The sequence below is a fragment of the Orlajensenia leifsoniae genome (assembly GCF_004570845.1).
Lineage (GTDB): Bacteria > Actinomycetota > Actinomycetes > Actinomycetales > Microbacteriaceae > Orlajensenia > Orlajensenia leifsoniae.
In genome coordinates, this window is record NZ_SPQZ01000003.1 from 165,135 (window position 1) to 188,554 (window position 23,420).

Below are 23,420 nucleotides of genomic sequence, written 5' to 3' on the forward strand. Positions count from 1 at the left end.
CTCAGGCTAGGGCACCCGCGACCGCGAAGGATGCCTACGCCTCGCGGGTGATCTCGACGCGCACGAACAGCTTCGAGGCGCTCGGGCCGGCGTAGACGCCGCGCAGAGGAGAGACATCCGAGTACGAACGACCGCGCCCGACGAGCACGTGCCTGTCACCGATCTCGAGCTGGTTCGTGGGGTCGTACCCCACCCAGTCGCCACTGAACCACTCGACCCAGGCGTGCGATTCGCCGATGACGGTCTCGCCGATGGCGGCTTCGCGCTTCGGATGCAGGTAACCCGAGACGTAGCGCGCCGGGATGCCGACGGAGCGGAGCGCGCCGAGGGCGATGTGGGCGATGTCCTGGCAGACGCCCTTGCCCTGCTCCCACGACTCGCGCGCCGTGGAGCTCACCCGCGTCGAACCCGGCACGTACTGGATGCCGTCTCCGATGGCGCGGCAGATCTCGAGGGCCGCGTCGTGAGGGTCGAGTCCGCGCGAGACGATCTCGGCGGCGAGCGCCGCCACGTCCTCCGGAGGCTGGGTGGCCTCGGTCTGGCGCAGCTGTTCGACGTAGACGCTGGCGGTCTCGCGCAGTCCGGCGAGCTCCTCCCAGCCGAGTCGCGTGCCGGTGAGGGCGACGGGAGCGACATCGACCAGGCTCGTGGCCGTGACCGAGAGCTCCGTGTGGGGGGTGAGCACGTCGAAGGTGCTCACGCGCGTGCCCCAGTAGTCGATGTACGAGTGCTGGTGGGCGACGGGATCGATGTGCAATTCGCTCGAGAGCACGAACTGGCCGCTGCCGTGCCAGGGCAGCATCCGTGCCTCGTTGTATGAGGCCGTCGCTGCGCGGGAGTACGAGAACCCGGTGCGGTGGACGATGCGCAGGCGGCTCATGAGTTCTCTCCGATCCAGACGGGAACGGCGCTCGTCGGGAAGTATCGCTGTCTGATCGCCTCGCTCGCCGAGGCCGTCGCCACCTGGAACTCTTCCATATGGCCCGGGAGGTCGGAGATGATCTCGCTGATCGGTCTGAACTCCAGCTCCGCGCGGATCTGCCCGAGCACGCGCTGCGCCTCCTCGCGCACGCCCAGTCGACTGCTGGTGGGATCGAGGGCCACGAGGTACTCCTCGGCGCGGCTGAGCGAGAACATCACCGACCGCGGGAAGAGCCTGTCGAGCAGCAGGAACTCGGCGGCGTTGCGGGCCGACGGCATGCCGCGGTAGCTGCGCAGGTAGGCCTCGAAGGCGCCGCAGCTGCGCAGGATCGTGGTCCAGCTCGGCCCGCTCGCCTCGGTGAGCGACCTGGTGGCCAGCAGGCGGGCCGTCATGTCGGCGCGCTCGATGGCGCGGCCCAGGGAGAAGAACAGCCAGGCATCGTCGTGGCTGGTCGACGTCTCCGTCACGCCGATGGCCAGCGCCGTGCGCTCGCGCACCCAGCGGAAGAACTCGTGCGCCTTGTCCCCGGCCACGCGTCGCGGCATCCGGGCGTGGGTGGTGTTGAGGCACTCCCACAGCTCGGTCGAGATGATCTCGCGGGCCCGCCGGGCGTTCTCCCGGGCCGAGCTCAACGAGTAGGCGATCGACGCCGAGTTGTCGCGGTCGACGGCCAGCAGCGCCAGGACGTCCTTACGCGTCAGCTGCACGTCGGGGTTCGCCTCTCCGCCCATGAGCGAGATGAGCGAACGGCAGGCCGTGTCCTCGTCGATCCAGGGATCCTCGAGCAGCAGTTGGAGGTGCACATCGAGGATGCGTGCCGTGCCGTCGGCCCGCTCGAGGTAACGGCCGATCCAGAACAGCGATTCGGCGATGCGACTCAGCATGTCGGGGCCTCCTGCGCTTTGGCCGCGGACTTCGTCCGGGCCTCAGCGAGCGGAGGGCCGGCCTCCGCGAGCGCGAGTTGCTGTTGCTGCTGCTCCTGCTGCTGGCGCACCTCGCCGTTGTCCTGCGGCGACGTGGCGGCCGCCGGCATGGAGTCGTAGATCACCGGGGCGCTCGGCAGGGCGGCCTGATCGGACACCAGGCTCGCGGCATCCGTGCCCGGAGGAGCCCCGATGCGACCGGTGACCCAGGTGTCCTTCGAGCCGCCGCCCTGCGAGGAGTTCACCACCAGCTGACCCTCGGGGAGCGCCACGCGGGTCAGGCCACCCGGGAGGACCCAGACGTTCTCGCCATCGTTGACGGCGAACGGCCGGAGGTCCGCGTGACGTGGGCGCATGCCGTCGTCGACGAGGGTGGGGATGGTGGAGAGCTGCACGACGGGCTGCGCGATCCAACCACGCGGATCGGCGATCAACTGCGAGCGCAGGGTGTCGAGTTCGGCGCGGCTCGCATCCGGTCCCACGACGAGACCCTTGCCGCCCGAGCCGTCGACCGGCTTGACCACGAGTTCGTCGAGGCGGTCGAGGACCTCCTCGAGCGCCCCCGGATCCTCGAGACGCCAGGTGTCGACGTTCGGGAGCACGGGCTCCTCCGACAGGTAGTACCGGATGAGGTCGGGCACGTAGGTGTAGACCAGCTTGTCGTCGGCGACGCCGTTGCCCACGGCGTTGGCGATGGTGACGTTGCCGAGGCGGGCGGCCAGCAGGATGCCCGGGGAGCCGAGCACGGAGTCCGGGTAGAACTGCTGCGGGTCGATGAACTCGTCGTCGACCCTGCGGTAGATGACGTCGACGCGGGTGGGGCCCGATGTCGTGCGCATCCAGACGCGGCCGCCGGAGCAGAACAGGTCGCGGCCCTCGACGAGCTCGACGCCCATGAGGCGGGCGAGCAGGGTGTGCTCGAAGTAGGCCGAGTTGTAGACGCCGGGGGTGAGCACCACGATCACGGGATCGTCGACTCCCTCCGGTGCGCTGGCCCGGAGCGCCGAGAGCAGGCGGTTGGGGTAGTCGCCGACGGGGCGCACGTGCATCGAACTGAACAGCTCGGGCAGGGTCTGCGCCATGACGCGGCGGTTGGAGATGACGTAGCTCACGCCGCTGGGCACGCGCACGTTGTCCTCGAGCACGCGCCAGGCGCCGTTCTCGTCGCGGATGAGATCGATGCCCGAGACCTGGATGCGCACGCCGTTGGCGGAGACGATGCCCGCGGCCTGGCGGTGGAAGTGGGTGGAGCTCGAGATGAGGGCTGCCGGGATGACGCCGTCGCGCACGGCGGCCTGGGCTCCGTAGGCATCGGAGAGGAAGGCCTCGAGCGCCCGGACGCGCTGCTGCACGCCCTTCTCGACGACGGTCCAGTCGGCACCGTCGATGACCCGCGGAACCGCATCCAGGGGGAACGGGCGCTCCTCGCCGGCGAAGTCGAAGGTGACGCCCTGGGCGAGGTACGAACTGGCCAGCGACTCGGTGCGTCCGCGCAGTTCCTCCTGCGTCATGCGGGCCAGGGCGGAGTGGATGTCGGTGTAGGCCTCGCGCACCGATGTGCCGTCTCCGATGGCGGGGAACATCTCATCCCACGGGGACGCACCCCGCCGCTTGATCGTCGCGGATCCGTAACCTTCGAACAGGTTCACCATGGGCCGAGCATTCCAGCGCGGGGTTACGGGCGTGTTTCCGACACGCGTCCCGGCTGCTTTCGGCAGGGAATCGACGGGAACGGATGCCGGTGGCGGGAGTGGTCAGCCCGCGTTGAACCCGCCGTTGCTGAAGAGGACCTGCCCGTTCATCCAGGAGCCCTCGTTCGAGAACAGGAAACGCACGAGATCAGCGGTGTCGCTCGGTGTCCCCAGTCGGCCGGCCGGCGTCGCGGCGATCCCCGACGCGCGGATCGCGTCGTCCATCCAGCCCGTGTCGATCGGGCCCGGATTGATGACGTTCGCCCGCACTCCCCGGTCGGCCAGCTCGACCGCCGCCGCTGTCACGATGCGATCGAGCGCGCCCTTGCTGGCGCCGTACGGCAGGTTGTGCACGGTGTGGTCGCTCGTGAGCGCGACGATGCGGCCCCCGACCCGTCCCGGCTCGACGGAGGGCGGAAGCTGTTCGGCGAACGCCTTGATGAGCAGCCACGTCGCTCGCGCGTTGACGGCGAAGTGCCGGTCCCAGCTCTCGAGGTCGGTGGTGAGGATCGAACTGTCTACGGATTCGCAGTGCGACAGCACCAGACCTGTCACCGGACCGAGCCGCCGGGCCCCCTCGACGAGCCTGCCCGGCGTGGCCGGGTCGCTGAGATCTCCGGGGACCAGCACGACCTCGACCCCCAGCGCCCGGCACTCGTCCGCGATCACCTCAGGGTCGTCGGGCGTGCGCTCGAGGCCGATGCGGTCGTCGTAGGGCGTCCAGTGGTTGAGGGCGAGGTCCCAGCCGTCGCGTGCCAGGCCGACCGCGAGGCCGGCGCCGATCGAACGCCGCCGCCCGACTCCGGTGACGAGGGCGACGCCGGGTCTCTGCTGCTTGCTCATACTCGTACACGGTACAAGCCCCTCCATCGGCGCTCCGGCGGTGTGAGGATGGGGACATGGCCTCCACGCTCGCGTCCCGCTTCGTCACCTCGCTCACGGCGAAGCCGCATCCGTCGACCACGCCGCAGCTCATCGGCCGCATCGCGCTCGGCGCCGCGCTGCTGTTCGCCGGCATCAGCCACCTCACCTTCGCGCGCCAGGACTTCCAGGCGCAGGTGCCCGACTGGGTTCCGGCCGACAAGGACTTCGTCGTGATCGCCAGCGGCATCGTCGAGATCACCCTCGGCGGCGCGCTCATCGTGCTGGGCCGCCGGCGCATTCCCGTCGGCTGGATCGTCGCCGCGTTCTTCGTCGCCGTCTTCCCGGGCAACATCTCGCAGTACGTCACCAGAACGGATGCCTTCGGTCTCGACACCGACTCGGCTCGCGGCATCCGTCTCATCTTCCAGCCCCTGCTGGTGCTGTGGGCGCTCTGGTCGACGGGGGCGCTCCGGGCGCTGCGCAAGAAGTAGCCGAGCCACCTCGGAACGGTCGCTGAGGCCTCTACCCGCTGGCTGAGGCCCGGACGCAGTCCGCGGTCGAAGCGCTCCAGGGTCATCGATGCGCTTCGGGCGGTCGCTGCGCTCGGCCCTCAGCGAACGACAATCACTTAGCCAGACTAATGAGCTAAGCTAAGTAATCTCATGACGATTCCCCAGCAGAGCTCCCTCCTGCGGATGTCGACGTTCCGCCTGGCCCGGCGACTCCGCGCCCAGAAGAGCGACGACTCCGTGTCCGACGCGCAGTTCGCCGTGCTCGCGACCCTGTCGATCCACGGAGCGCACACGCTGTCGGCCCTGGCCGAGCGCGAGCGCGTGTCGGCCCCGTCGATGAATCGCACGGTCAACTGCCTCGAGGAAGCGGGCTTCCTCGCCCGCACCGAGGATGCCGTCGACCGGCGGAAGACGAACATCAGCCTCACGGCATCCGGGATCGAGCTCGTCGAGGCGACAGTCTCCAAGCGCGACGCCTGGCTCACCGAGCGCATGCGCGACCTCACCGCCGACGAGCGCGACCTGCTCGCCCGTGCCGCCGAGCTCATGGGGAGGCTCGCCACCCAGTGAGTGCCATGTTCCGCTCCCTCTCGGGCTACAACTACAGAATCTGGTTCGTCGGCGCCCTCGTCTCCAACATCGGCGGCTGGATGCAGTCGACCACGCAGGACTGGGTGGTGCTCACCCAGCTCACCCAGAACAGCGCCGTCGCCGTCGGATTCACGATGGCACTGCAGTTCGGACCCCAGCTCGTGCTCGTGCCGTTCACCGGTCTCGTCGCCGACCGCTTCGACCGCAGGCGCATCCTGCTCGTGACGCAGTCGGTGCTCATGCTGTTGGCCGTCGGCCTCGGGGTGCTGCTGCTCGCCGGCCACGCCGAGCTCTGGCACCTCTACGCCTTCGCGCTGGCGCTCGGCATCACGAACGCCTTCGATGCACCGGCTCGCCAGAGCTTCGTGAGCGACCTGGTCTCGGGGCAGAACACCTCGAACGCCGTCGCCCTGAACGCGGCGTCCTTCAACACGGCCCGCCTCATCGGCCCGGCCGTCGCCGGCCTCCTCATCGTCGTGATCGGGTCGGGCTGGGTGTTCATCGTGAACGCCTTCACCTTCATCGCCATGCTCGCCGCGCTCGTGATGCTGCGACGCGACGAGCTGCGGCTGCACCCGAAGATGAAGCGCGCCCGCGGCCAGTTCGTGCAGGGCTTCAGGTACGTGGCGACGCGCCCCGACCTCAAGGTCGTGTTCGTGATCGTGTTCCTGGTGAGCGCGTTCGGCATGAACTTCCCCATCTTCGCCTCGACCATGGCCGTCGAGTTCGGTGAGGGCGCCGGCGAGTACGGCCTGCTCTCATCGATCCTCGCGATCGGATCCCTGACGGCGGCGCTGCTCTCGGCCCGTCGATCGCGCGCCCGCCTGCGCGTGGTGATCGCCGCGACCGGCTTCTTCGGACTCGCCGCCCTCGCCGCCTCGCTCATGCCCAGCTACGCGACCTTCGCCGTGTCGCTCATCTTCATCGGCTTCGGCACGGTCACCCTGCTCACCACGGCGAACGGCTACGTGCAGACCACGGTGCCCGGCGAATTGCGCGGCCGCGTACTGGCCCTCTACATGGCACTGCTCATGGGAGGCACGCTCTTCGGCGCCCCCATCATCGGCTGGGTGGCTGACGCGTTCGGTCCCCGGTGGGGGCTCGGTGTGGCCGCCATCGCCGCCACCACCGGATTCGTGATCGGCGCGTGCTGGATGTTCTTCTCCCGCGGGGTGCGCCTGGTGCGCGTTCCGCAGACTCGGTGGCGCTTCGCCGTCGCCTCGGTCGAGGCCTCCGACGCCATCGCGGTGGGCGACCGCGTGACGCTGCCCGGTGCGACACGGTCCGGAGTGACGGTGACGGATGCCGCCCCCACGGCGTCGCGGCATCCGCTGCCCGAGGACTTCTCGGACGAGCTGGCGCTCACCTCGCCGATCCCACTGCCGAAGTTGCCGCCGCGCGATGCCCACGGGCACGGGCACGCCCACGGGCACACGCGCACCGGGCCGCTGCCGCGCACGAACTGACGGCGCGGGCGGGTGTGCGGGCGGCGCAGGGCGCTTCTCAGGCTCCGCTCGTCGACTGCCGCACGACGAGTTCGGGCTGGAACACCACGTGCTCGCGCTCGAACCCTGCGCCGGCTGCAGCCTCGCGCAGCATGAGGTCGACCGCGGTGTAGCCGATGAGGGCTGCGGGCTGACGGATCGACGACAGCGGCACGACGGCGGCCGACGCGAAGCCGATGTCGTCGTAGCCGATCAGGGCGATGTCGTCGGGGATGCGGATGTCGCCCAGCATGTGCAGCGCCTGGAGCACGCCCATGGCGAGGAGGTCGTTGGCTGCGAACACCCCGTCGGGCCGGTGCACGGCCTCCCGAGACTGCAGCGCCTCCCCCGCGGCTCGACCCTGCAGAACCGACAGCGAGTCGGTGTCGATGAGCTCGAGCTGCACGCCGGGCGCCTCGGCCACGGCCTTGCGTGCCCCGGCGAGGCGATCCTGCACCTGCCGCAGGCCGTGAGGACCACCCACGAAGGCGATGCGCCGCTTGCCCTGCTCGATGAGGTGCCGAACGGCGAGATAGCCGCCGGCCACGTCGTCGACCGACACCGACGAGAACTGGGCGCGATCGGCCTCGCGGTCGACGAGCACCGCCGGCGTTCCGTTGGCCTGCACTCGTCCGAGCCGCGTCAGGTCCTCCCCGACCGGGGTGATGAGGATGCCGTGCACGCGCTGCTCCTCGAACAGGTCGAGGTACGACCCCTCGCGCGCCAGCTTCTCGTCGCTGTTGCCGAGCAGCAGGGTGAAGCCGTCTTCGGCCGCGCGATCCTCTGCTCCCCGGGCGACATCGGTGAAGAACGGGTTGCCGACGTCGAGCACCACCATGCCGATGCTGCGGCTCTTGCCGGCTCGCAACTGCCTGGCGGCGTCGTTGCGCACGAAGCCGAGCTTCTCGATCGCGGCCTGCACCCTGGCCACGGTCTCGGGAGCGACCTTGCCGGGATGGTTGAGCACGTTCGAGACCGTTCCCACGGAGACGGATGCCGCGGCCGCGACGTCGCGCACACTGACCGACATGCCTTCCCCCTCCTCATCCCCACGACCACTCCAGCAGCCGAGATCCCTCGGGGCGCCTCATCGCAGTGAAACGAATCAAAGCGCGACTGCCCGTCAAAGTCAATATTGAACGACTATCGGCGTGAAGCGCTTGACTCTCGGGTATCTGTCGTCATACAGTTTCGCTTGTTCAATTCTTGAAACGATTCATTCTCGACGGGGAGATCTGGTCAACCAATGACGCTCGACCAAGCACCAGCCACCGACGCACGGGGGCCCTTCGCACTCTCGCTGCAGGGAGCGGCCAAGACCTTCGGTCCGGTGATCGCCCTCGCCGACGGAACCGTCCAGCTCGCCGCCGGTGAGATCCACGCCCTCGTCGGAGAGAACGGCGCTGGCAAGTCGACGCTCGTCAAGATCCTCGCCGGGCTGTACCACCCCGATGCAGGCGAGTTCCTCGTCGACGGCGAGGCCGTGGCGTTCCGCTCGGTCGCCGACAGCAAGGCGGCCGGCATCTCGGTCATCTACCAGGAGCCGACACTGTTCCCCGACCTGACCGTCGCCGAGAACATCTTCATCGGCCGCCAGCCGAAGGGCCGGGCAGGGCTGATCAGCCGCACGGCCATGCGCCGTCAGGCGCGCGAACTCTTCGCAACCCTCGGAGTTCCCATCGACCCTGATCGCGTCGCCGAGGGCCTCTCGATCGCCGATCAGCAGATCATCGAGATCGCGAAGGCCATCTCCCTCGATGCCCGTGTGCTCATCATGGACGAACCGACGGCGGCGCTGTCGGGCATCGAGGTCGAACGGCTCTTCGCCGTCGCGCGGAGCCTGCGCGACAGGGGCGCTGCCATCCTGTTCATCTCGCACCGCTTCGACGAGGTGTTCGCCCTGTGCGACCGCATCACCGTCATGCGCGACGGACGCTACATCGCCACCCATGAGACATCCGGTGCGACTGTCGAACAGATCGTTCGAGAGATGGTCGGCCGGGACATCGCCACCCTCTTCCCCAAGGAGGATGCCGACATCGGCGACGTCGTACTCTCGGTCGTCGGCCTGGGCAGAGCAGGCGTGTTCAGCGACATCGACTTCGACGTGCGATCTGGAGAGATCGTCGCTCTCTCGGGTCTCGTCGGCGCCGGTCGAACCGAGGTCGCCCGCGCGGTCTTCGGCATCGACGCCTACGACCGGGGAACCGTGACCCTTCTCGGATCCCGGCTCAAGCCGCGCGATCCGCAAGCCGCCATCAACGCCGGCATCGGCTTCGTGCCCGAGGATCGACGCAAGCAGGGGCTCGTCATGGACCTGACGGTCGCCCGCAACACGGCGCTTACTTTGCGCAACTCACTCGCGCGATTCGGCATCATCAGCGGCGCGCGGGAGCGCGAGGCCTCCGAGAAGTGGTCGAACCTCCTGCAGGTGAAGGCCGGATACCAGGACCTGCCGGTCTCGACGCTCTCAGGCGGCAACCAGCAGAAGGTGGTGCTGGCCAAGTGGCTGGCCACCGAGCCGAAGCTGCTCATCGTCGACGAGCCCACCCGCGGAATCGACGTGGGCACCAAGTCCGCCGTGCACAAGCTGCTCTCCGACCTCGCCGGCCGCGGAATCGCAATCCTCATGATCTCCTCCGAACTGCCGGAGGTACTCGGCATGGCCGACCGCGTCCTCGTCATGCACGAGGGACGGATCACGGCACGGCTCGATCGAGCGGATGCCACGCCCGAGGCCGTCATGCACGCCGCAACAGCATCGATGGAGGGTGCCCTGTGACAACGACAGTCCAGCCGACCGGGAGTGGGACGCCCACTCCCGCTGCATCGGAGAAGCGCAACATCATCGGATCCGTGATGCACCTGCGCGAACTGCCCGTCATCCTCGCGCTCGTCGCCCTGGTACTCGTGACCTGGGCGATCAACCCGCTGTTCCTCAGCCCCCAGGGCGTGAAGGACATGCTGCTGAACGCCACCATCGTGATGATCCTGGCGGTCGGTCAGGCCATCGTGATCATCACGCGCAACGTCGACCTGTCGGTCGGCTCCATCCTCGGGCTCGTGGCGTTCGGCACCGGAACCCTGTTCGTGAGCTTCCCCGGCATCCCGATCGTCGCCGTCTTCATCCTCGGCATGGTGTTCGGGGCGCTGCTGGGAGCGGTCAACGGTCTCCTCGTCACCCTCGCGAAGGTGCCGGCACTCGTCATCACCCTCGGAACGCTCTACATCTACCGGGGCCTCAACAACGCCTGGGCGGGCGGAACGCAGTACTTCGCCGACGACCGCCCCGAGGCCTTCGGCAACCTCTCGGTCGACACTGTGCTCGGCTTCCCGCTCATCACGCTCATGGCGGTGTTCGTCGTGGTGATCGTGGCGATCTTCATGGCCGGAGCACGATCGGGACGCGACCTCTACGCCATCGGCTCCGATCCGGATGCCGCGCGGGTGTTCGGCATCCCCGTGACCAAGCGGGTGCTGCTCGCCTTCGTTGCCAACGGCGTCCTCGCCGGCCTGGCGGGAGTGCTCTACACCTCGCGCTTCAACTCGGTCGGGGCCACGACGGGCACCGGCCTCGAGCTCGACGTGGTCGCCGCGGCCGTGGTCGGCGGTGTCGCGATCTTCGGCGGCAGCGGCTCGGTCGTCGGCGCCGCGTTCGGTGCCCTCCTGCTCACGACCATCACGGGCGCACTGACCGCGGTGCGCGTCGACAAGTTCTGGCAGCAGGCGATCGTCGGCGTGCTGATCCTGGCGTCGATCGTCATCGATCGCATCGCATCCGTCCGAACAGCAAGGAGACTGCGAGTGAGCGAGGCCCGGGATGTCTGAGACAGTGACTGCACCCCCGCCCACGGGCACGATCAGCGCCCTCGCCCCGAAGAAGCGGTCGCGAGCTGCGCGGCTGCTGCTCGGGCGCGACGCCATCATGATCTACGCGCTGCTCGTGTTCGTGCTCTACGCGTGCATCTCGATCCCGCGGTTCGCCTCACCCGTCACTGTCGGCTTCCTGCTGCTCGATGTCATTCCCGTGCTGCTGATCGCCATGCCGATGACCCTCGTCATCATCACGGGGGAGATCGACCTCTCGGTCGCGAGCATCGCCGGCCTCACCAGTGCGCTCATGGGAGTGCTCTGGCAGGCGGGCCTCGACATGCCACTCGTGCTCGCCATCTCGGTAGCGGCCGGCGTCGTCGCCGGAGCGTTCAACGGCTTCCTCATCGCGGTCGTCGGCCTCCCGAGCCTGGCCGTGACGATCGGTACCCTCGCGCTGTTCCGCGGGCTCGCCCTCGTGGTCATCGGCGACAACGCCGTGGCGAACTTCCCCCCTGACCTGACGGCGTTCTTCACCTCGAAGATCGGCGGCACCGGGATTCCGACCGTGATGATCGGCGTGCTCATCGTCATGGTGTTCTTCGGCGTCCTCCTGCACTTCACCCCCTTCGGCCGCGGACTCTACGCTCTCGGCTACAGCAAGGAGGCTGCACGGTTCGTCGGCATCAAGGTGGCCCGAAGCAAGTTCTGGCTGTACGTCGCCACAGGCTCGGTGTCCGCCCTCGCCGGCGTGTACTGGACGCTCCGGTACTCGAGCGCCCGCAGCGACAACGCGAGCGGCCTCGAACTCGCGGTGATCGCCGCCGTGCTCCTGGGCGGAGTATCGATCTTCGGTGGCAAGGGATCGATTCCCGGGGTCATCGCCGGCGTGCTCCTGATCGGCACGATCAACTACGCCCTGCGCCTCGGTCGCGTCTCCGACGTCGTCCTCATCATCGTCACCGGAACGCTGCTCATCCTCAGCGTCGTGACGCCGAGCATCTTCGCCTCCGTGCGCCGCTGGCAACACGATCGACAGGTTCGAAACAGTCTTCCCCAGGTCACAACCTCGGGATCAACCCGCGCCGAGCACCCGGCGCACTGAGAAAGGAAAGAACGATGGAGTTGTTTCACAATCACGGCACCAGGAGCATGCGCACCCGCCGCATTCTCGGTGTCGCGGCACTGACAGCCAGCATCGCCCTCGTGGCGACGGGATGCGCCGGCGGCGGATCCGACAGCGGTAGCACGAGTGGCTCGGGCGGTGGCGGCGACCAGACGATCACGTTCATCCCGAAGCAGCTCAACAACCCGTACACCGACGTCGTCCTCGGCGGCGGAGAGGAAGGAGCCAAGGCCGCTGGATTCGCGTCGAGCCAGGTCGTCGGACCCCTCGATGCGAGTGCCTCCAGCCAGGTCTCCTTCATCAACGCCGAGACCCAGGCCGGCACCAACGTCATCGTGATCGCCGCGAACGACCCCGACGCCGTCTGCTCCTCCCTTGAGGAGGCGCGTACCGGCGGCGCCAAGATCGTCGCTTTCGACTCGGACACCAACCCCGACTGCCGCGACGTCTTCATCAGCCAGGTCGTCGCCAAGGACGTCGCGTTGATCCAGACGAAGCTCATCTCGGAGCAGATCGGCGGATCTGGGGAGATCGCGATCCTCTCGGCCACCGCGAACGCCACCAACCAGAACGAGTGGATCAAGTTCATGGAGGAGGACCTGAAGGCCAACTACCCGGACATCAAGCTCGTCGCGACCGTCTACGGCGACGACGACGACACGAAGTCCTTCCAGGAGGCCCAGGGGCTCCTGCAGGCACACCCGAACCTCAAGGGCATCATCTCGCCCACGACGGTCGGCATCGCCGCCACGGCCCGCTACCTCTCCACCTCGGACTACAAGGGCAAGGTCGCGCTGACCGGTCTGGGTCTGCCGAACGAGATGCGTCCTTTCGTCAAGGACGACACCGTCAAGGCATTCGCCCTCTGGGACCCGGCTCAGCTCGGCTACGTCGCGGCCTTCGCCGGCAAGGCGCTCGCTGACGGCACGATCACCGGAGAGGTCGGCGACAAGTTCGACGCCGGCGACCTCGGTGAGAAGGAGGTGACCGACGGCGGCATCGTCATCGTCGGCCCGCCCACCACCTTCACGAAGGACAACATCGACGACTACGACTTCTAGTCGTCACGCGGGGCCGGCCACCCGGTCGGCCCCGCATCCCTCGCCTCGCGCGATCCTTCTCGTTCCGGACCCAATCGGGAGACCAGCACCATGACCACGACATCCGTCGCCGATCTTCTGCCGCGCATCACGCGCCGGAAGACCCGCATCGGCCTCATCGCAGGCGGACTCGGCGCCTATTGGCCCCAGTTCCCCACACTGCTGCCGCAACTGCAGGAGTCGTCGCGTTATGTGAGCGAGCGGTTCCAGGCCCTCGATGCCGACGTGACCGATGTCGGGTTCATCTCGGATGCGCAGGAGGCTGCAGCAGCCGCCGAACGACTCCGCGCGGCCGATCCCGACCTCATCGTGATCTTCCTCACGACCTACCTGACCTCGTCGATGGTTCTCCCCATCGCGCAGCGCTCCGGCGCGCCGATCCTGATCATCGACCTCCAGCCCACCGAGGCCATGGACCACGCGACTTTCGGCACCGGGGAGTGGCTCGCCTACTGCGGGCAGTGCTCGGTTCCCGAGGTCGGCAATCTCTTCCGCCGTGCCGGCATCGACTTCCGGTCGGTCAGCGGTCACCTGCGCGACGAGAACGCGTGGCGGCGCATCAACAACTGGATCCAGGCCGCCCATGTGCGCGCCCGCCTCCGGCATGCGCGCCACGGACTCATGGGCCACCTGTACCCGGGGATGCTCGACGTCTCCACCGACCTCACCAGCGTGTCGACTCAGCTCGGCGGACATGTGGAGGTTCTGGAGTTCGACGACCTGCGCGTACGCGTCGACGAGGTGACGGATGCGCAGGCCCGCGACCGCATCGACCTCGCCAGACAGGTCTTCGAGATCGATGAGGCGTCGGTCGCCGAGGAGGACTTCCTCTGGGGCGCCCGCGTCTCCGTCGGACTCGACAGGCTCATCGAGGACTTCGACCTCGACAGCATGGCCTACTACCACCGCGGGCTCGGCGGAGAACTGCACGAACGTCTCGGTGCCGGCATGATCCTCGGCTCGTCGCTCCTCACGGCGCGGGGTGTTCCGATCGCCGGGGAGTACGAGCTGCGCAACTCGATCGCCATGCTCATCGGCGACACCCTCGGCGCCGGAGGATCCTTCACCGAGATCCAGGCCCTCAACTTCTTCGACGGCGTCGTCGAGATGGGGCACGACGGCCCGGCGCACCTCGCGATCGGGGCTCGCCAGCCCATTCTCCGCGGGCTCGGCATCTATCACGGCAAGCGCGGCTACGGCGTGAGCGTCGAATTCGACGTCAAGCCCGGCGCCGTCACCACGATCGGCCTTGGCCAGAATCGCAACGGCAGCTACGTGCTGGTGACCAGCGAGGGAACCGTCGTTCCGGGGCCGCTCCTCGCCATCGGGAACACGACCTCCCGCGTCGACTTCGGTTGCGACCCCGGCGAATGGGTCGACTCGTGGAGCGCGTCCGGGGTGGACCACCATTGGGCTCTCGCCACCGGACACCGGGCTGCCGAGGTGAAGGCCGCCGCCAGCCTCATCGGCCTCGAACACCGCCACGTCGACGTGGCCGCCGAGACGGGAATCCGGCTGTGAGCGGCGAGGTCCCCGCGGGCGGGTCGGCTGACGAGGCCGGCATGCAACGCGTCTGCTTCCAGCTCCAGGTGAAGCCGGAGCGTCTCGCCGAATACCGCGAGAGGCACGCAGCGGTGTGGCCCGATATGCTCCGCGCCCTCAAGGACACCGGCTGGAACAACTACTCGCTCTTCGTGCGTGACGACGGCCTGCTCATCGGCTACTTCGAGACTCCCTCGCTCGAGGCAGCCCAGGCCGGCATGGCCGCGACCGAGGTCAACGCGCGCTGGCAGGCCGAGATGGGCGACTTCTTCGAAGACCTCGACGTCGCGCCCGACGAGGGCTTCCTCCGCCTGACCGAGATCTTCAACCTCGACACCCAACTCTCAGCGGCATCCGATGCCGACAGCTCGCTCGAAAGGAACCACTCGTGAGCCTCTCCCCAGACACCCTCGCCCTGCTGGAGCAGCAGGCGATCGAACTGCCCTCGTGGGCGTTCGGCAACTCCGGTACCCGCTTCAAGGTGTTCACGACGCCGGGAACCCCGCGCACGCCCGAGGAGAAGATCGCGGACGCCGCGACGGTCAACCGCTTCACGGCGCTCGCCCCGAAGGTGGCGCTGCACATCCCGTGGGACAAGGTCGACGATTACGCCGCCCTGCGCGCCTTCGCCGAGGACCAGGGCGTGGCGCTCGGAACGGTGAACTCCAACACCTTCCAGGACAACGACTACAAGTTCGGCTCGCTCACCCACGTCGACCCGGTCATCCGCCAGAAGGCCATCGACCACCACTTCGACTGCATCGACATCATGCACGCGACGGGCTCGCAGGACCTCAAGATCTGGCTCGCCGACGGCACGAACTACCCGGGCCAGGGCGATCTGCGCGGCCGTCAGGACCGCCTGAACGACTCGCTGCGCCAGATCTACGCCCGCCTCGGCGACGATCACCGCCTGGTGCTGGAGTACAAGTTCTTCGAGCCGGCTTTCTACCACACGGATGTTCCCGACTGGGGTACCAGCTACGCCCAGGTCGCGACCCTCGGCGACAAGGCGATGGTGTGCCTCGACACCGGCCACCACGCGCCGGGCACCAACATCGAGTTCATCGTCATGCAGCTGCTGCGCCTCGGCAAGCTCGGCTCCTTCGACTTCAACTCGCGCTTCTACGCCGACGACGACCTCATCGTGGGCGCTGCCGACCCGTTCCAGCTGTTCCGCATCATCTACGAGGTCGTGCGCGGCGGCGGCTACGGCCCCGACTCCCCCGTGGCCTTCATGCTCGACCAGTGCCACAACGTCGAGGACAAGATCCCCGGCCAGATCCGCTCGGTGCTGAACGTGCAGGAGATGACGGCCCGCGCGCTTCTCGTCGACAGCGCCGCCCTCACGGCAGCCCAGGAGGCGCACGACGTTCTCGGCGCCAACGGCATCCTGATGGACGCCTTCTACACGGATGTGCGTCCCGACCTCGCCGCCTGGCGTGAGAGCCGCGGACTCGCCGGCGACCCGATGGCCGCCTACGCGGCATCCGGCTACCAGCAGCGGATCGCCGAGGACCGCGCCGGCGGAACCCAGCTCAGCTGGGGCGCCTGACCCGCCTCCGCCCCGCGCCTCCAGCCCGACGCCCCCGCCGACCCCCGACCAGACACCGAGTCGCCCATGTTCGTCGTCATCCCATCCGGTTCCGCCTCCGGATGCGACGAAATCGGGCGGCTCGGCGAATGAAGAGAGAAGACTCACCATGACGAACGAGACCGCTGCCGCGTTGATCGCGCGCTCCAACCGCCTCGGGTCAGACCCGAAGAACACCAACTACGCCGGGGGCAACACCTCGGCGAAGGGAACCGACGTCGACCCCGTCACCGGCGAACCCGTCGAGCTGCTCTGGGTCAAGGGCTCGGGCGGCGACCTCGGCACTCTCACCGAGTCGGGCCTGGCCGTCCTGCGCCTGGACCGCATGCGCGCCCTCGTCGACGTCTACCCCGGTCTCGACCGGGAGGACGAGATGGTGGCGGCCTTCGACTACGCCCTGCACGGCAAGGGCGGAGCAGCCCCGTCGATCGACACCGCCATGCACGGCCTCGTGGACGCCGCCCACGTCGACCACCTGCATCCCGACTCCGGCATCGCCATCGCCACGGCGGCCGACGGCGAGGAGCTCACGCGGAAGATCTTCGGCGACACCGTGGTGTGGGTGCCCTGGCGCCGCCCCGGGTTCCAGCTGGGGCTCGACATCGCGGCCATCAAGGACGCCAACCCGCAGGCCATCGGATGCATCCTCGGAGGCCACGGCATCACGGCCTGGGGCGACACGTCTGAGGAGTCCGAGGCGAACTCGCTGCAGATCATCGCAGCGGCCGAGGCCTACATCGCCGAGCACGGCCGGCCAGATCCCTTCGGAACCGTCTTGTCCGGTTACGAGCCCCTGGAGCCCTCCGAGCGGTCGGCGAAGGCCGCAGCGCTGGCCGCGACCATCCGCGGCCTGGTCTCGACCGACCGCCCGCAGGTCGGCCACTTCTCCGACGCCCCCGAGGTGCTCGACTTCCTGGCGGCATCCGAGCACCCCCGTCTCGCGGCCCTCGGAACGAGCTGCCCCGATCACTTCCTGCGCACCAAGGTGAAGCCGCTGGTGCTCGACCTGCCGGCCGACGCCTCGATCGAGGACTCGATCGCCCGCCTGCACGAGCTGCACGAGGCCTACCGCACCGACTACGCCGCCTACTACGAGGCCTACGCGACCCCCGAGTCCCCCGCCATGCGCGGCGCCGACCCGGCCATCGTGCTCATCCCGGGCGTCGGCATGTTCAGCTACGGGGCGAACAAGCAGACCGCCCGAGTGGCCGGCGAGTTCTACCGCAACGCCATCAACGTCATGCGCGGCGCCGAGGCGCTCTCGACCTACTCGCCCATCTCGGATGAGGAGAAGTTCCGCATCGAGTACTGGGCGCTCGAGGAGGCCAAGCTGCAGCGGATGCCGAAGCCGAAGCCGCTCGCGACCCGCATCGCGCTCGTCACCGGGGCGGCATCCGGAATCGGCAAGGCCATCGCCACCCGCCTCGCCGCCGAAGGAGCCTGCGTCGTCATCGCCGACCTCGACCTCGAGAAGGCGCAGGCCGCCGCAGCGGAGATCGGGTCGACGGATGTCGCGGTCGGCGTGCAGGCCAACGTCGTCGACGAGGGCCAGGTGCAGGCATCCGTCGATGCGGCGCTGCTCGCCTTCGGCGGCCTCGACATCGTCGTGAACAACGCCGGGCTCTCGCTGTCGAAGTCGCTGCTCGAGACCACCGTCGCCGACTGGGACCTGCAGCACAACGTGATGGCCAAGGGCTCGTTCCTGGTCTCGCGTGCCGCCGCCCGCGCCCTCATCGACCAGAAGCTCGGCGGCGACATCATCTACATCTCGAGCAAGAACTCGGTGTTCGCCGGCCCCAACAACATCGCCTACTCGGCGACGAAGGCCGACCAGGCGCACCAGGTGCGCCTGCTCGCGGCCGAGCTCGGCGAGCACGGCGTGAAGGTGAACGGCATCAACCCCGACGGCGTCGTGCGCGGCTCCGGCATCTTCGCCGGCGGCTGGGGCGCCAAGCGCGCCGCGGTCTACGGCGTTCCCGAGGAGGAGCTCGGCGCCTACTACGCCCAGCGCACCCTGCTCAAGCGCGAGGTGCTGCCGGAGAATGTGGCGAACGCCGTGTTCGTTCTGTGCTCGAGCGACTTGTCGCACACCACGGGCCTGCACATCCCGGTCGACGCGGGCGTCGCCGCCGCCTTCCTGCGGTAGGGCCCGACCATGAGTACGACGGGCAGCGTCGCCGCCATCGACCTCGGCGCCACGAGCGGCCGCGTCATCCTCGGAGACGTCGGACCCAACGAGCTCCGGATGCAGCAGGTGGCGCGCTTCCCGAACGTGCCCGTCTCGACCCCGGGCGGCCTGCACTGGAACATCGGCGAGCTCTATCGCAGCGCCCTCGTCGGCCTCACCACCGCATTCCGGCAGGAGCCGAGGCTGGCGAGCATCGGCGTGGACTCCTGGGCCGTCGACTACGCCCTGCTCCGCGAGGGCCGCATGCTGAGCGAGCCGTTCCACTACCGCGACACACGCACGGCGGCAGGCGTGAAGGCGACCCACGCGATCGTGCCGTTCGCCGAGCTCTACCGTCGCAACGGCCTGCAGTTCCTGCCGTTCAACACGGTCTACCAGCTCATGGCCGAGACCGACTCCGACCACGGCATCGGATGCCTCACCCGCGCCGACAGCATGCTGCTCGTGCCCGACCTGCTCACCTTCTGGCTCACCGGCGAGCGCATCGCCGAGCGCACCAACGCGTCGACGACGGGCCTGCTCGATGTCGTGACCGGCGAATGGGACACCGCCCTGCTCGGCCAGCTCAGCCTTCCCCCGGCGCTCCTTCCCGCCCTCGTCGACCCGGGCACTCGCATCGGGCCCCTGCTGCCCGAGGTGGCGAAGCAGCTCGGCGGCACCGCCGACGTCGTGGCGGTCGGCTCGCACGACACGGCGTCGGCGGTCGTCGCCGTCCCGATGGACGCGGCCACCAGCGCCTACATCTCCTGCGGCACCTGGGGACTCGTGGGAGTCGAACTGGAACGACCCGTGCTGACGGATGCCGCCCGCGAGGCGAACTTCACGAACGAGGGCGGCGTCGACGGCCGCATCCGTTTCCTGCACAACGTGATGGGCCTCTGGCTGCTGAGCGAGTCCGTGCGCAGCTGGGAGGCCGCCGGCGAGACCATCGACCTGCCGGCGCTGCTCGCGGCTGCGGCATCCGTCACCACTCCGGTCTCGGTCTTCGACGCCGACGACCCCCGCTTCCTGACGCCCGGCGACATGCCGGAGCGCATCGCGGCGTACTGCCACGAACGGGGCCTGGTCGTGCCGGGCTCGCCTGCGGAGTTCGTGCGCAGCATCATCGAGAGCCTCGCGGATGCCTTCGCCAACGCCGTGCGCACGGCGGCCGAGCTCTCGGGCCGCACGATCGAGACCGTGCACATCGTCGGCGGCGGATCGCAGAACGAGCTGCTCTGCCAGCTCACGGCGAACCGCGTGGGGTTGCCCGTGCTCGCCGGTCCCGTCGAGGCGACGGCGATAGGCAACATCCTCGTGCAGGCGCGACTGCAGGGATTCGTCGATGGCTCCCTCGAGTCGCTGCGTTCCGTGGTCGCCGCCGCCTTCCCGCCGCGACGGTACGACCCGCGCTGACGTCGCTCACCCGCGCCAGAACGCGGTGAGGCGCTCGGCGAGGGCTCGGCCCTGCTCGCTGCCCGCCCGAGCGGCCGGCACCCGCGTCGACGGGTCCATGAGGTTGCCGCCGAACGCGGCGAGGGAGTCCGCGTCGGGGAGCACGGTCTCGACCCTGCTGCCTCCCGCACGAAGCTCGTCGACCTGCACGGAGAGCTGCATGCCCCATTCCGGTGGATACAGCGACCTGCCGCTCAGGGGCGACAGCACCAGCACCCGTCCGTAGCCGGAGGCCAGATCGGCGTTCTCACTGGACCGTCGGTATCCGCCGTCGATGTAGCCCCTGCCGCCGATGCCGTAGGCGGAGCCGCCGCCCGATGTGCTGGCGGCCACGGCGTCGACGAGGTCGACCCCGCTGTGGCGGTCGAAGACGACGGGTTCGCCGGTCTGGGCATCGACGGCCGTGAGGAGCACGTCTCGTACGGGCCACTGCCGACCAGGGAACCGCGAGGCGACGATGGATCGCCACCGCTCCTGCCCGGAACCATCCGATGCTGCATCCGCCTCGAGGGCCATCGCACCCATCGTGCGGCGCATGTCGGCCGCGTCTTCGGCGTCGGCGATGATCCTCTGGAATCTCTCCAGATGATCGCTCATGGAGGCGGCCGGGGTGCGCGCCCCGCCTGCTGCGGGGGCGCCGGTCCGCTGCGGCGGCACGGCCGAGAGGATGTCGGCCAGCAGCTCGGGCGGGGCAGCGCCGGTGATCTGGGCTGCGGCCGTCGCCCCGGCCGACGTGCCGATGATCAGGTCGGCGTCGGTCACGTCGAGGCCGGCCTCGAAGAGACCCGCGATGACGCCGATCAGCCAGGCATTGCCGGCCGATCCGCCCCCACCGAGGACCAACGCGCGTGCGTGCTCCGGGTGCCGGGCGCCTGGGGCAGACGGGGAGGAGTCGAGGGGTGAAGGAGGTGTCGTGTTCATGGGAGTCGCCTTTCGCGATGTGCCTGGTGGGGCTCCCGGTGGCGACTACCTCAGTCGCGCGATCGTTCGTTCAGGGGAGCACCCGATGCGGATACTGCGTTCATGGGTCTCACCTCCTGACGATGGTTCACGATCGCCGAGACGCTAACACGGGGGCGACGCCGGGTGCAACACACACGGCCCGCAGGCGAAGTCGCTCTGTCGCCGACGGATGCATGAGAGCAGACTGGTTCGCGTCGATACCCGAGACGCACCCTCCACCCCGCCTGTGCGTCGCGACGCAGAGGAGCCTGCCATGGCGCGCAGCACCGTCGAGATCCGCAATGAGACCACGATCACGCTGGAGCTCGCCGATCAGAAGGGCCACTGGGCAGCGCCGCCACCCCGAGCGATCCGCGCCGGAAGCAGCGCGACGATCACCCTCGAGGCCGGCGTGTTCGGCAGCTCGGGTCGCCTCGTCTACACGATCGGTTCCGCATCGGCTCGCCACCTCGACGTGACGTGGAAGTCGGGTTTCCTCGACCGCGATCACAGCGACGACGTGACGGTCGAGGCCCCGCAGGGCTTCGACGCCTCGGTCATCCGGAAGAACGAGCGGGCCGTCGTGCGGGTGCTCGAGTCCGCCCGTCACGCCGTGCCGGGGTTCCGCCCATCCCGCAACGGCCTGCACTTCACGAACTCCTGGTCTCATGAGCTGCCCGTGATGGCCGTCGGGAAGATCGTCAACGACCTGCTCGACGCCATGCCGGCCGGGCTCGGCTCGGTTCTGCAGATCGCACGACGCGACCCCGACTGGATGCCTCTCACCCGTGCCGACGCCGGGCTCTGCGGCGGCATGGTGTTCACGGCACTCGACTACTTCTCGGCGAAGGAGGCCGTGCCGGCCCTCCGCACGTCGCCGACGGCATCCGACGACCCCCTCTTCCTCTTCATCAGGGAACGGATGCTGGACAGCCTCGACCTGCGAGGCGACGGCCATCGCTGGCTGAGCTATTCGGCGCCGCAGTATCCCGATGACGACGAGGGACTGGCCGGCGCCGTCACGCACGGGCGCCGCCGGATCACCTTCGACGAGACCATCCCCGCCGTGCGCGGGGACATCGACGCGGGGCGCCCGTCGCCGATCGGGTTGATCCGCAGCGTCGACCTCGACATCGGGAAGAACCACCAGGTGATGGCCTATGCCTATGAGCAGAAGGGTGCGAAGACGGCGCTCTGGCTCTACGACCCCAACGAACCCGACAACGACGATCTCGTGCTGCGCCTCGACGCCGACCAGCCGGCCGGACGCCTCCGCGTGACGAGGGAATCGCGAGGCCGGGCGGCAGGCACTGGGCCGATCTACTGCATCATGTCGCTGCGCGGGTACCGGGCGCAGAAGCCTCCGGTGCTGGCGGGATAGCTCTCCCGGCCCGTCGGCCACCCCACAGTCGGCGAACCCCTCCACCACCCCGTCACAAGCCGTTCATTCGTGGTCGGGCATCGGTTCATCGGTAGCTCATAGCCTCCTCGTGATCCGGGAGCGTCCGCAGTGCGTGCCGACTGGCGCGTTCCGCTCCCTGATCCACTGAGAGAGGAACCCCGTGCCGCACACCCCCATGCGCCGCCGTATCGTCGGAGCACTCGCGATCGCCGCGACCGCCGCCATCGCTCTGAGCGCCTGTTCGGCCCCGGCTGCCGATGCCGACTCGTCGACCGATGCCAAGACCGCCACGAGCATCGCCGATTTCGGCTCGTTCGGTGAGCTCGAGAAGGCCGCGAAGGCCGAGGGCGCCCTGAACGTCATCGCCCTGCCCCGCGACTGGGCGAACTACGGCGAGGTGCTCGACGCATTCACCGAGAAGTACCCGGAGATCTCGATCACGGAGCAGTCGCCCGACGTCTCCAGTGCCGAGGAGATCGAGGCCGCGAAGACCAACGCCGGCCTCGACACCGCCCCCGATGTCTTCGACCTCGGCCTCACGGTCGCTCTCGCCAACACCGACGTCTTCGCTCCCTACAAGGTGGCGACGTGGGACGACATTCCCGACGCCCTCAAGGAGTCGACCGGGCTGTTCGTCGGCGACTACGGCGGATACATGTCGATCGGTTACGACTCGTCGAAGTTTGACGCCCCCGCGACACTCGACGACCTGCTCGGGGCCGACTACAAGGGCGCCGTCGCGATCAACGGCGATCCGACCCAGGCAGGGGCGGCCTTCGCCGCGGTCGGCCTCGGCACGGTGCAGAGCGGGGGAACCCTCGACGACTTCCAGCCCGGCATCGACTTCTTCGGCAAGCTGCAGAAGGCCGGCAACATGCTCAAGGTCGACGTGACGACGGCCACCGTCGCCTCCGGCGAGACTCCGGTCGTTTTCGACTGGGACTACCTGAACGCAGCACACACCGCTGACAACCCGAACTGGAAGGTCGTCATCCTCCCGGGAACCGGATACGCGGGCTACTACAACCAGGCCATCAACAAGGAGGCGCCGCACCCCGCCGCCGCACGCCTGTGGCAGGAGTTCCTCTACAGCGACGAAGCCCAGAACCTCTGGCTGAAGGGCGGCGCCCGCCCCGTGCGCGCCGAGGCGATGTCGGCGGCGGGCACGATCGACGAGAAGCTCTTCTCGGCGCTCCCCGCCGCTCCGGATGACACCGTCGTTCCGACCGAGGCGCAGAGCACCGCAGCAGGCACCCTCCTCGGTTCGGAGTGGGCAGCGGCCGTCCAGTAGGCGT

20 protein-coding genes are annotated in these 23,420 nt (G+C 68.8%); 14 read left to right on the top strand and 6 right to left on the bottom strand.

Annotated elements, in window-relative coordinates; all coding sequences use genetic code 11:
* Positions 1-34: 34 nt before the first annotated feature.
* From E4M00_RS08695 to E4M00_RS08710, 4 genes are all read right to left on the bottom strand, one after another.
* Positions 35-880 (bottom strand): transglutaminase family protein, encoded by an 846-nt coding sequence (locus E4M00_RS08695; RefSeq protein ID WP_135120107.1) that lies wholly within the window; start codon positions 878-880, stop codon positions 35-37.
* On the bottom strand, positions 877-1,806 hold the full coding sequence (locus E4M00_RS08700; protein ID WP_135120108.1) for an alpha-E domain-containing protein: 930 nt from the start codon (positions 1,804-1,806) through the stop codon (positions 877-879). Before E4M00_RS08700 ends, E4M00_RS08695 begins: the two co-directional genes overlap by 4 nt.
* Positions 1,800-3,497 carry a circularly permuted type 2 ATP-grasp protein gene (locus E4M00_RS08705; RefSeq protein WP_135120109.1) on the bottom strand — a complete coding sequence of 566 codons (1,698 nt, stop codon included), beginning with the start codon at positions 3,495-3,497 and terminating at the stop codon, positions 1,800-1,802. Before E4M00_RS08705 ends, E4M00_RS08700 begins: the two co-directional genes overlap by 7 nt.
* A 102-nt stretch (positions 3,498-3,599) precedes the next feature.
* Entirely contained in the window at positions 3,600-4,379 is a 780-nt protein-coding gene (locus E4M00_RS08710; RefSeq protein ID WP_135120110.1) for an SDR family oxidoreductase, read from the bottom strand.
* Positions 4,380-4,435: 56 nt separating this feature from the next.
* Between E4M00_RS08710 and E4M00_RS08715 the strand changes: the two genes are divergently transcribed.
* The 3 genes from E4M00_RS08715 to E4M00_RS08725 all read left to right on the top strand — a co-directional run bounded on the left by E4M00_RS08715 (position 4,436) and on the right by E4M00_RS08725 (position 6,969).
* Positions 4,436-4,891 carry a DoxX family protein gene (locus tag E4M00_RS08715; RefSeq protein WP_135120111.1) on the top strand — a complete coding sequence of 152 codons (456 nt, stop codon included), beginning with the start codon at positions 4,436-4,438 and terminating at the stop codon, positions 4,889-4,891.
* A 171-nt stretch (positions 4,892-5,062) separates the two neighbouring features.
* Complete coding sequence (locus E4M00_RS08720) at positions 5,063-5,482, top strand: MarR family winged helix-turn-helix transcriptional regulator (RefSeq protein ID WP_135120112.1); 420 nt, start codon at positions 5,063-5,065, stop codon at positions 5,480-5,482.
* A gap of 5 nt (positions 5,483-5,487) precedes the next feature.
* Positions 5,488-6,969, top strand: coding sequence for an MFS transporter (locus E4M00_RS08725; protein ID WP_135120534.1), 1,482 nt, complete (start codon positions 5,488-5,490; stop codon positions 6,967-6,969).
* Positions 6,970-7,006: 37 nt separating this feature from the next.
* Here E4M00_RS08725 and E4M00_RS08730 read toward each other — a convergent pair whose 3' ends face one another.
* A complete protein-coding gene (locus E4M00_RS08730; RefSeq protein ID WP_135120113.1) occupies positions 7,007-8,017 on the bottom strand; it encodes a LacI family DNA-binding transcriptional regulator in 1,011 nt (336 codons plus the stop codon).
* 216 nt (positions 8,018-8,233) lie between these two features.
* Here E4M00_RS08730 and E4M00_RS08735 point away from each other — a divergent pair, with 216 nt between their 5' ends.
* The 9 genes from E4M00_RS08735 (at position 8,234) to E4M00_RS08775 (ending at position 19,742) form a co-directional block, all read left to right on the top strand.
* Positions 8,234-9,769 carry a sugar ABC transporter ATP-binding protein gene (locus E4M00_RS08735; RefSeq protein ID WP_135120114.1) on the top strand — a complete coding sequence of 512 codons (1,536 nt, stop codon included), beginning with the start codon at positions 8,234-8,236 and terminating at the stop codon, positions 9,767-9,769.
* On the top strand, positions 9,766-10,815 hold the full coding sequence (locus tag E4M00_RS08740; protein ID WP_240036957.1) for an ABC transporter permease: 1,050 nt from the start codon (positions 9,766-9,768) through the stop codon (positions 10,813-10,815). The genes E4M00_RS08735 and E4M00_RS08740 overlap by 4 nt, the downstream gene beginning before the upstream one ends.
* Positions 10,808-11,902: an ABC transporter permease gene (locus E4M00_RS08745; RefSeq protein WP_135120115.1), complete on the top strand. Its 1,095-nt coding sequence runs from the start codon at positions 10,808-10,810 to the stop codon at positions 11,900-11,902. Before E4M00_RS08740 ends, E4M00_RS08745 begins: the two co-directional genes overlap by 8 nt.
* A gap of 14 nt (positions 11,903-11,916) precedes the next feature.
* Positions 11,917-12,984, top strand: a complete 1,068-nt coding sequence (gene rhaS, locus E4M00_RS08750) for a rhamnose ABC transporter substrate-binding protein (RefSeq protein ID WP_193555562.1) — start codon at positions 11,917-11,919, stop codon at positions 12,982-12,984.
* A 90-nt stretch (positions 12,985-13,074) separates the two neighbouring features.
* Entirely contained in the window at positions 13,075-14,544 is a 1,470-nt protein-coding gene (locus E4M00_RS08755; protein ID WP_135120116.1) for an L-fucose/L-arabinose isomerase family protein, read from the top strand.
* Between the two features lie 41 nt (positions 14,545-14,585).
* On the top strand, positions 14,586-14,957 hold the full coding sequence (locus E4M00_RS08760; protein ID WP_135120537.1) for an L-rhamnose mutarotase: 372 nt from the start codon (positions 14,586-14,588) through the stop codon (positions 14,955-14,957).
* The gene (rhaI, locus tag E4M00_RS08765; protein ID WP_193555563.1) at positions 14,954-16,120 is read left to right on the top strand and encodes an L-rhamnose isomerase; all 1,167 of its coding nucleotides are present in this window, start codon (positions 14,954-14,956) and stop codon (positions 16,118-16,120) included. The genes E4M00_RS08760 and rhaI overlap by 4 nt, the downstream gene beginning before the upstream one ends.
* Positions 16,121-16,268: 148 nt before the next feature.
* Complete coding sequence (locus E4M00_RS08770) at positions 16,269-18,305, top strand: bifunctional aldolase/short-chain dehydrogenase (RefSeq protein ID WP_135120118.1); 2,037 nt, start codon at positions 16,269-16,271, stop codon at positions 18,303-18,305.
* A 9-nt stretch (positions 18,306-18,314) separates the two neighbouring features.
* Entirely contained in the window at positions 18,315-19,742 is a 1,428-nt protein-coding gene (locus tag E4M00_RS08775; protein ID WP_135120119.1) for a rhamnulokinase, read from the top strand.
* Between the two features lie 6 nt (positions 19,743-19,748).
* Here E4M00_RS08775 and E4M00_RS08780 read toward each other — a convergent pair whose 3' ends face one another.
* Positions 19,749-20,702 carry a patatin-like phospholipase family protein gene (locus E4M00_RS08780; protein WP_135120120.1) on the bottom strand — a complete coding sequence of 318 codons (954 nt, stop codon included), beginning with the start codon at positions 20,700-20,702 and terminating at the stop codon, positions 19,749-19,751.
* 295 nt (positions 20,703-20,997) lie between these two features.
* On the opposite strand from E4M00_RS08780, the gene E4M00_RS08785 reads away from it, so the two are divergent.
* Positions 20,998-22,104, top strand: coding sequence for a hypothetical protein (locus E4M00_RS08785; protein WP_135120121.1), 1,107 nt, complete (start codon positions 20,998-21,000; stop codon positions 22,102-22,104).
* Positions 22,105-22,300: 196 nt separating this feature from the next.
* The gene (locus tag E4M00_RS08790; RefSeq protein ID WP_135120538.1) at positions 22,301-23,416 is read left to right on the top strand and encodes an ABC transporter substrate-binding protein; all 1,116 of its coding nucleotides are present in this window, start codon (positions 22,301-22,303) and stop codon (positions 23,414-23,416) included.
* Positions 23,417-23,420 lie beyond the last annotated feature (4 nt).

Bases quoted from the DNA above. Each gene is read 5' to 3' on its own strand.
- E4M00_RS08695 (WP_135120107.1), bottom strand. From the start codon at position 880: ATGAGCCGCCTGCGCATCGTCCACCGCACCGGGTTCTCGTACTCCCGC.
- E4M00_RS08715 (WP_135120111.1), top strand. From the start codon at position 4,436: ATGGCCTCCACGCTCGCGTCCCGCTTCGTCACCTCGCTCACGGCGAAG.
- E4M00_RS08720 (WP_135120112.1), top strand. From the start codon at position 5,063: ATGACGATTCCCCAGCAGAGCTCCCTCCTGCGGATGTCGACGTTCCGC.
- E4M00_RS08705 (WP_135120109.1), bottom strand. From the start codon at position 3,497: ATGGTGAACCTGTTCGAAGGTTACGGATCCGCGACGATCAAGCGGCGG.
- E4M00_RS08760 (WP_135120537.1), top strand. From the start codon at position 14,586: ATGCAACGCGTCTGCTTCCAGCTCCAGGTGAAGCCGGAGCGTCTCGCC.
- E4M00_RS08745 (WP_135120115.1), top strand. From the start codon at position 10,808: ATGTCTGAGACAGTGACTGCACCCCCGCCCACGGGCACGATCAGCGCC.
- E4M00_RS08780 (WP_135120120.1), bottom strand. From the start codon at position 20,702: ATGAACACGACACCTCCTTCACCCCTCGACTCCTCCCCGTCTGCCCCA.
- E4M00_RS08730 (WP_135120113.1), bottom strand. From the start codon at position 8,017: ATGTCGGTCAGTGTGCGCGACGTCGCGGCCGCGGCATCCGTCTCCGTG.
- E4M00_RS08785 (WP_135120121.1), top strand. From the start codon at position 20,998: ATGGCGCGCAGCACCGTCGAGATCCGCAATGAGACCACGATCACGCTG.
- E4M00_RS08770 (WP_135120118.1), top strand. From the start codon at position 16,269: ATGACGAACGAGACCGCTGCCGCGTTGATCGCGCGCTCCAACCGCCTC.
- E4M00_RS08790 (WP_135120538.1), top strand. From the start codon at position 22,301: ATGCGCCGCCGTATCGTCGGAGCACTCGCGATCGCCGCGACCGCCGCC.
- E4M00_RS08735 (WP_135120114.1), top strand. From the start codon at position 8,234: ATGACGCTCGACCAAGCACCAGCCACCGACGCACGGGGGCCCTTCGCA.
- E4M00_RS08700 (WP_135120108.1), bottom strand. From the start codon at position 1,806: ATGCTGAGTCGCATCGCCGAATCGCTGTTCTGGATCGGCCGTTACCTC.
- E4M00_RS08710 (WP_135120110.1), bottom strand. From the start codon at position 4,379: ATGAGCAAGCAGCAGAGACCCGGCGTCGCCCTCGTCACCGGAGTCGGG.
- rhaS (WP_193555562.1), top strand. From the start codon at position 11,917: ATGGAGTTGTTTCACAATCACGGCACCAGGAGCATGCGCACCCGCCGC.
- E4M00_RS08725 (WP_135120534.1), top strand. From the start codon at position 5,488: ATGTTCCGCTCCCTCTCGGGCTACAACTACAGAATCTGGTTCGTCGGC.
- E4M00_RS08755 (WP_135120116.1), top strand. From the start codon at position 13,075: ATGACCACGACATCCGTCGCCGATCTTCTGCCGCGCATCACGCGCCGG.
- E4M00_RS08775 (WP_135120119.1), top strand. From the start codon at position 18,315: ATGAGTACGACGGGCAGCGTCGCCGCCATCGACCTCGGCGCCACGAGC.